The sequence below is a fragment of the Comamonas sp. B-9 genome, assembly GCF_000410635.1.
Classification (GTDB): domain Bacteria; phylum Pseudomonadota; class Gammaproteobacteria; order Burkholderiales; family Burkholderiaceae_C; genus Comamonas.
Map to the genome: position 1 here is coordinate 1 of NZ_APCR01000459.1, position 6,536 is coordinate 6,536.

Annotated in this window: 2 protein-coding genes; one reads left to right on the plus strand and one right to left on the minus strand. The window is 64.3% G+C overall.

Annotated features, from left to right (window positions below; genetic code table 11):
• The first annotated feature begins 280 nt into the window (after window positions 1–280).
• Entirely contained in the window at window positions 281–451 is a 171-nt protein-coding gene (locus tag H928_RS32685) for a hypothetical protein (RefSeq protein WP_021025420.1), read from the plus strand.
• Here H928_RS32685 and H928_RS32795 read toward each other — a convergent pair.
• Window positions 446–6,415, minus strand: a complete 5,970-nt coding sequence (locus H928_RS32795) for an LPD38 domain-containing protein (RefSeq protein ID WP_204366278.1) — start codon at window positions 6,413–6,415, stop codon at window positions 446–448. The genes H928_RS32685 and H928_RS32795 overlap by 6 nt on opposite strands.
• Window positions 6,416–6,536 lie beyond the last annotated feature (121 nt).

Here is a 6,536-nt window from a genome sequence, read left to right on the forward strand (position 1 = left end):
GCGGCCGTGGTGCGGTTGGGCAGCGCCACTTCCATGCGGGTGGACGGCAGACGGTTGTTGAGGCCCAGAATGGCGCCGAGGCTTACCGTGCGTGGCATTACCTGCCCCGCTTTCTGGCTGCGGCCTGCTGGTCGGTTGCTGGGAGGATTGGCATGAGGGACAGTGTTCCCCAGCCGTCAGAAGGCGTCCAACCCGAATCGGTGTACACAGCCCGCAGCGAGGCAGCGAAATCCGATCAGGCAGGATTGCCCTGGCCACCAATGCCACCTAAGATCCGGCTATGGCAGCACTCGTCTTCTGGGGAGCGATCATCCTGATTGTCATCTTCCTCAATCTCACCACCCGCGATCAGCGCCGAGAGATGTGGTCCTCCTTCTGGGTGATCATCGTCTTGCTCGGCGCTTGCGGTTTCGTGTGGCAGTTCCTACGCCAGGGCACCCTCAGTTCATAGCGTGGCCAGGCGCTTGGCGATTGCATCCTTCTGGGCAGCAATCTCATCGAGGCGTCGGCGCTTGGCTTCCGCGCTCATGAGGCGGTCGCCCTCTACCTTCTTGGCCTGCTGCGATAGTTCAGCCACCCGGGTCTTAGCCGCCTCCACGGGGATGCGCTTGGCCAGCGCCTCGGGATTGGCCGCCCGAATCTTTGCCGCTCCTTCCACATCGCCGCTCTTCACTGCTGCCTGGTAGGACGCCCACACCTGGCTGATCTCCCGGGCCTGGTCGTACATGGTGCTGACGTAGCGACTGGAGTTGGTCGGCAGGTTCTCCACGAAGTTGCCTGCCAGGAACACATCGCGCATCTGCATCTCTGGGCGATCCCCCCGACCCATCATCGGACGCAGCACGGTGTCGGTCGCTGTGGTGAACACGGTGGACAGCCAGCCTGTGTACCCACGCATGAGGAAGTCGATCTGCTTGGGGCTGAGGGCCGAGTAGTCGCCCTTGGCCAGCTTCACCGGATCAGGCAGGCCCCAGGATCCCAGCAAGCGCGCCACCTCTGACGTGCGGTCGCTGTAGCGATCCTGCGGGCGCAGGCGTTCATCAGCAAACCCTTCGATGGCCTTGCCGGAGAAGCTGTCCTTGTTGGCGTACACATCCAGCAGCGGCTTGACCGCCTGGGGCGTGGGATCCATGGCGAAGGTGTTGAAGATCATGTCGCTCAGACGTTCGCCAAAGCGCTTGCCGGTCATCTCCTTGCTGAACATCAGCTCTGCAGTGCGCTCGGCCATCGTGCCGATGGAGCCCACTTCGAACGGCTTGGGGATACGGAAGGCCTGGTTTCCGATCTTGAACCACCAGTAGCTGTCGCGGTCCCAGTCGTCGCGCTTTTTCCAGTCTTCGTCATCCTGGTAGGCAGCCAGCAGGCCCAGGCTGGCCAGGGAAACTGCACCCGCGATAGCGCCAAAGCGCTTGGGATCTTCGGCGGCCGCCCGGCCTAGCTTGTACAGGCCCTGCATTCGTGCGTTGAGGAACGGCACCGTCTGGGTGAGGAATCGCACCATCTCCCATTTGCCGCTCATGGAGAAGTCCATCAGGTCGCGCGCCATGAACGAGGCCTCGGCATGGCTGTGGCCCTTGGCGATGAGGCGCTCGTACAGCGCTGCGCGGTTGGCGTTTTCCGTCCGGTCGCCGAATTCCTCGTAGGCTTCCCACAGGCTTGCCATCTGGCTCTTGAGCTTGCCAAAGCCATCCTTGTCCAGCATGGTGCCGCCCAGCTTGTCGATCTTGCGGCGCAGCGCACCGGTGTCTTCTTGTGTGCCGAACTTGATAATGCCGCCCGATGCCAGCATCGAGGCCTGGGTCTGGCTGTTCTTGTCCATCGCCTTCCAGCCCTGGGCCACGTTGGCGAACGGGTTATAGCCCAGGTCCGACTGCGCCATGGCGGACAGCGAATCGCGAATCAGGTTGCGGATCTTGAACGTGGGATTGATCGTCACGCCCATGGTCAGCAGCCGCTTGAACGGCGCCATGCCCTGGGCCAGCTTGCTCGGGGTGTAGTGCAGCGCGGACACAGCGTCCAGCAAGTATGGATCCTCGATCATCCAATGTTCGGTCACCCCGTCGCGCATCACCTTCACGGCGCCCGTGGTCTCAGTAGCCACTTGGTAGGCAATGCCCATGCCCTCAGCATCTTTCAGCGTGGCGAGAGCAGCGCGATTTCGCGCGGCCGCTGCGTAGAGGTGGCTCCAATTCAACAGTGTGTTCTGCAGCAAGTCGGCATTGACTTGTTCCACGCCGCCGTTGAGCTTTTTGAATGCCACTTGGTTGGTCAGGCCCGAGCTGAATTTCGGGCCCTTCATTTGCTGTTCATCCTCCATCAATCTGTAGAACGGGACGTAAGGTTGATCCCGCATCAGCTCAAGAGCGGTGTCATCCAAGAGGCCTGACTCTGTCGCGACCTTGAGCGCGGCCTCGTTAAATGCGTTCAGCTCTCGAAGCGCTGCTGCGTAAGCTGGCATGCGAGGAGTGCCATCTTCAAAGCGGCCCGCATTCAATGTCTTGAGGGCCTGAATATGAGCTGGCGTAAGCCGATTCTCTTTGCCTTCGCGCATCAGGCGCTCTGAACGCAGTGCGGCAACCCACTGGAAGAAGCGGTCGTGCTCACCCTTGAGACTGGCCAGCACCTTTGCAAAGCCACCATCCTGAATATTCACATCGGCCACACCGTCTTTCAGGAATGGCTTGCCGTACAGCAAGGCAGCCTCCACCGCCCCGTCGCTGCCCTTGGACAGGCGGGCCAGCATATAGGCGTGCATGCTGACCTCCTTGATGGGAGCAAACTGGTCGACCAGGCCCTGGCGCAGCTTGATTCCAAGGTTGGAGCGCATTTCCTTTGCACGCTCGGCCAACGTCTTCTCAGCCACTGATCCGAAGGCATGCTCAGCCGCTTCTTTTTGTGCTGGGGTGTACCCAGCATCAACTGTTGTTGCGCGGCTGAACTGCACTCCCTCGCCTCCCGATCCCTTGCTGAGTTCGGCCTTATCAGGCGCCGGTGAGGGGGCAGAATTGCGACGCTCCACCTCTTGCGCTAAACTACGCACGTCCTCTGCAGAGTCGCCCGGGGTAAAACCGTGGGGCGACGTGAGGGTTGCTCGGGAGCCAGCTTGCTGGTCATCCTGCCGACCTACTCCCCGCTGCAGGGGACTTTTTTCGTCCAGGCTCACCCCATCCTCGCGGGCAGCAGCCTCCAGCCAAGCATCCCCTGGCATCTTTTCATTCAGCTCCACTGCCTCGATCGTGTACAGCGGGTTCTGGCGATCCGCGCTCACGCTTTCCTTGACCGTCAGCTTCACCAGCTTGGTGCGCCCATCGACATCCAGCGGGGCAAAGAACCGGTGAATGGCCCGAATGTTCGGGTCGCCGGCACGGTCCTCCTTGCTCCATCCCAGAATTGCGCGCTCGAACAGGCTGTCTGCGTTGGCCACCGCCATAGCGTGGGTGGCCGGCGTCTCGGATTTGGCCACAGCTTTGCCGCTCAGCATCTTGTCCAAGCTGTTGCGTGCAAGCACGGCAGTCATGCCTGTGGACGCATTTGTCAGCTCGCTGCCCTGGAATTCCTTCACTGCTTGGCGCGCCTGCAGGAAGTTGGTCGCTGTGCGCAACGGAGCAATCGAGCCATCGAGCTCGCCGGCATGCTCTGGGTTCTCCCGCTGGGCGATGCCGAATGCCAGGTTCACCATGTCCTGCGCCTCGAACTGGCCGGGCTTGCCGGTGATCTTGGCCCACACCTGGCGCAGCGCGGCGCGCACCTGGCCGAGCCAGCGGGCGACAGTCCCGGGCTGAGCCAGCAGATTTGGCCGCACACCCATCTCCAGCGCCACCTGCACGGCATAGGGGAACAGCTCCTGTGACGAATACTGCTGCTGTTGGGCACCTTCTGGCATGGATGACTGCACGCGGGCCTGGGCTTCGCTGTAGACCCGCTGCTCCATGCTGCCCTCTGGCGCGCTGGCCCAGCCTTCAATCATCCCGTGCAGCTGCTGCCAGCCCTCGGCGCCGAGCACGGCCTCGCCGTGCTTGTGCATGAGCTCGTGCGCAACGACGCCTGCCTCCTGACCACGCTGAATGTGGTCGGCGATCAGGAACACGGTCTTGGTCTTGGGGTCGTAGAACCCCTGGGCGCGGCCGGTGTCGCCGGCGGCCTCCATGGCCACGGGCCCAATCAGCGGCTCCCAGGTCTGGCGGATCTCCGCAGAAGTGGCCACGACCACGCGGCCCAGCCGGTTGGGCAGAGTGCCAAGGCCACCGACCAGGTCTCGTACGGCCGCGCGCACCGTATCCACAGTGGCGGGCATCTTGATCCGCAGGATCGCGGCGGCAAGCTCTGGCGTCATGCCAGGGGTGCCACGGCTGAACTGCGCGGCCTCGGTCTGCGTGTTGCTCAGGTTGGCAGCTGATTCGCCGGTGCCACTTCGGCCAGGTACAGCTTCAGGCACAGAGGCACCAGGCTCTCTGGCATCTGTGCGTTGTCCTTCGGCGGGCTGCGCAGCAGGCTGTCCAGCTGCCTGGCTTGAAGCCGCGTCACTTCGCCCGTCTGCCGCAGCAGTGCTAGCGCCTTGCGCGCCGACATCTGCCACCCGTAAATCTGGTGTGGTTGGATCATCGTTGCTGCCCTCGTAGCTCGTCGCGAAGCCTTCGCCTGCTCTACCTGTGTCCGCCGGCGCCACGCCAGCGCGCTGAGCATCCGCCGCATCCACCTCAGCAACAACCTCTGCCAGCCGCTTGCCACGCGTCTCGATGCCCATGGCACGGGCCACCGGTGCAGCGCGCAGCATGCTGGATCGCCAGTTATCGGGCCGAGCTTGCGCCGGTGCAGTGGCGGCTACCTCTTGCGCTGCAGCCGTCGCTTGGCTTTGCGCGCTTGGCGCTGGCGTTGCTTGCGTTCCAGCGTTCTGAGTCGTGGTGCTGCCATCGGTCAGGCCCGCCCGCTCTGGTTGGACTGCTTGCGCTCCGCCTGTTTGCGGGCGTTGCGCTGGGACTTGCTGGGCTTGATCGGTTTGCGGGACAAGGGCTGCTCCTACGGGTTGAGAAACTGGCGCAGGCCCAGCGGCTTCCACGGGAAGGGCTCGGGCTGCGGGAAGGGATTGGGCGGCTCGGGCCAGCGATCCTTGGGTAGCTTGGGCATTTGCTGCTCCATCAACTGCGGTCACTGCGGCGCGGGAAAGTGGGCCGGCAGCCGGGTTCAGGCCCATGCGCTCGGACATTGGCCGCTCAGGGATCAAAGACTCCATGGCCGTGTTGTCGGCGTTCATGTCGGCCGCGCGGCGCGGCGCCGTCGGCAATGGCGAGGCCTCCCCCGCTCCCTTGAACCCCATGTAGGCGTCGGTCATGCGGCGCACGCGGGCCACCTCGCCCGGCTGCAGCGGGTCTTCACCGATCCGCACCAGGGAATCATTCAAGCGGGTCAGCACCTGCAGGGAGTTGTCGGCACCGGTGTCCAGCACGTTCTGCAAGCCAGTCAGCACGCGGCTGGTGCGCACTCGGGCGTCCACCGCTGCGACGGCTGCATCCTGGCCGGCTTGGTCGAACTCTGCCTGCAGCTGCTGGCCAATGGCCTCGGCTGCTTGCGCCGGCGCGGCCGCAGACTCTGGCGCTGCTTCAGTCTGAACATGCTGCTGCAGCCATGCGTCTTCCATGGCGCTGCGTACTGTGTCGACGGTCTCCTGCGTGCTGAACGGGGTTCCGCTGCGCACGGCCTGCTGCACCTCAGCCAGGTAGTCGAGGCGCTGCGCCGGGGCGCCGTCCTCACCATAGTTCTCCCACCAGCGGCGCGCCTGCTGCGCTTGCGGGTCGTTTACCTCGGTGAACTGCTGGCCCATCAGGCGCAAGCGCTCCTGCTCGCGCTGGTCTTCCGGGAGATTGGCCAGGTAGCTTTCGACTTCCCCACGGCGGCCCACACTGCCATCAGGGAAGGACACCATCTGGTCGGGGGGCGCATTGCCCAGCATCAGGGGTGCTGGCTGGTTCTGCGCATCTTCGGCCAAGCCGTTTGCGCTGGCGGCCGCATCGCGGGCCTGGTCATTAGCATGCTGGCCTTCCGTGCGGCGGCCGCGAATGTTGGCACCGGCGCCCATGACGCCACCGGCAATTGCACCTTCCACGCCGGCGCGCGCCACTCCGTCCCAGATGTCTTTGCCCTCAGCATAGTTCTGCCACATCTGCTCTTGCGTGGACTGGGGCAGCTCCTGCAGCACAGACTCGGACACCATGCCTCCGGCAACGCGCCCGGCCAAAGATCTGCCCGCGCCCTCTGCCAGCCGGCCCTTGCCTGCGTTGACGATGGCAGTCTCAGCAGTTTCCAGGCCCAGCTTGTTGGCCAGCCGGCCGCCGACGGCGCCCAGCACACCGGTGCCGACACCAGCGCCCAGGGACGCCAGCGCGTTCTTTTGTTGATCGTCGCCCTGGTACTGGGCCATCTGCTGGCCAGCGGTGATGGCACCTTCACCGGCACCAGCGGCAATGGGCACGGCCAGCTTCTGGCCTACGGTGCGCTCCAGATACCCTGGCACTGCGGCGCGCGCGGCGCCGCCGGCGGCA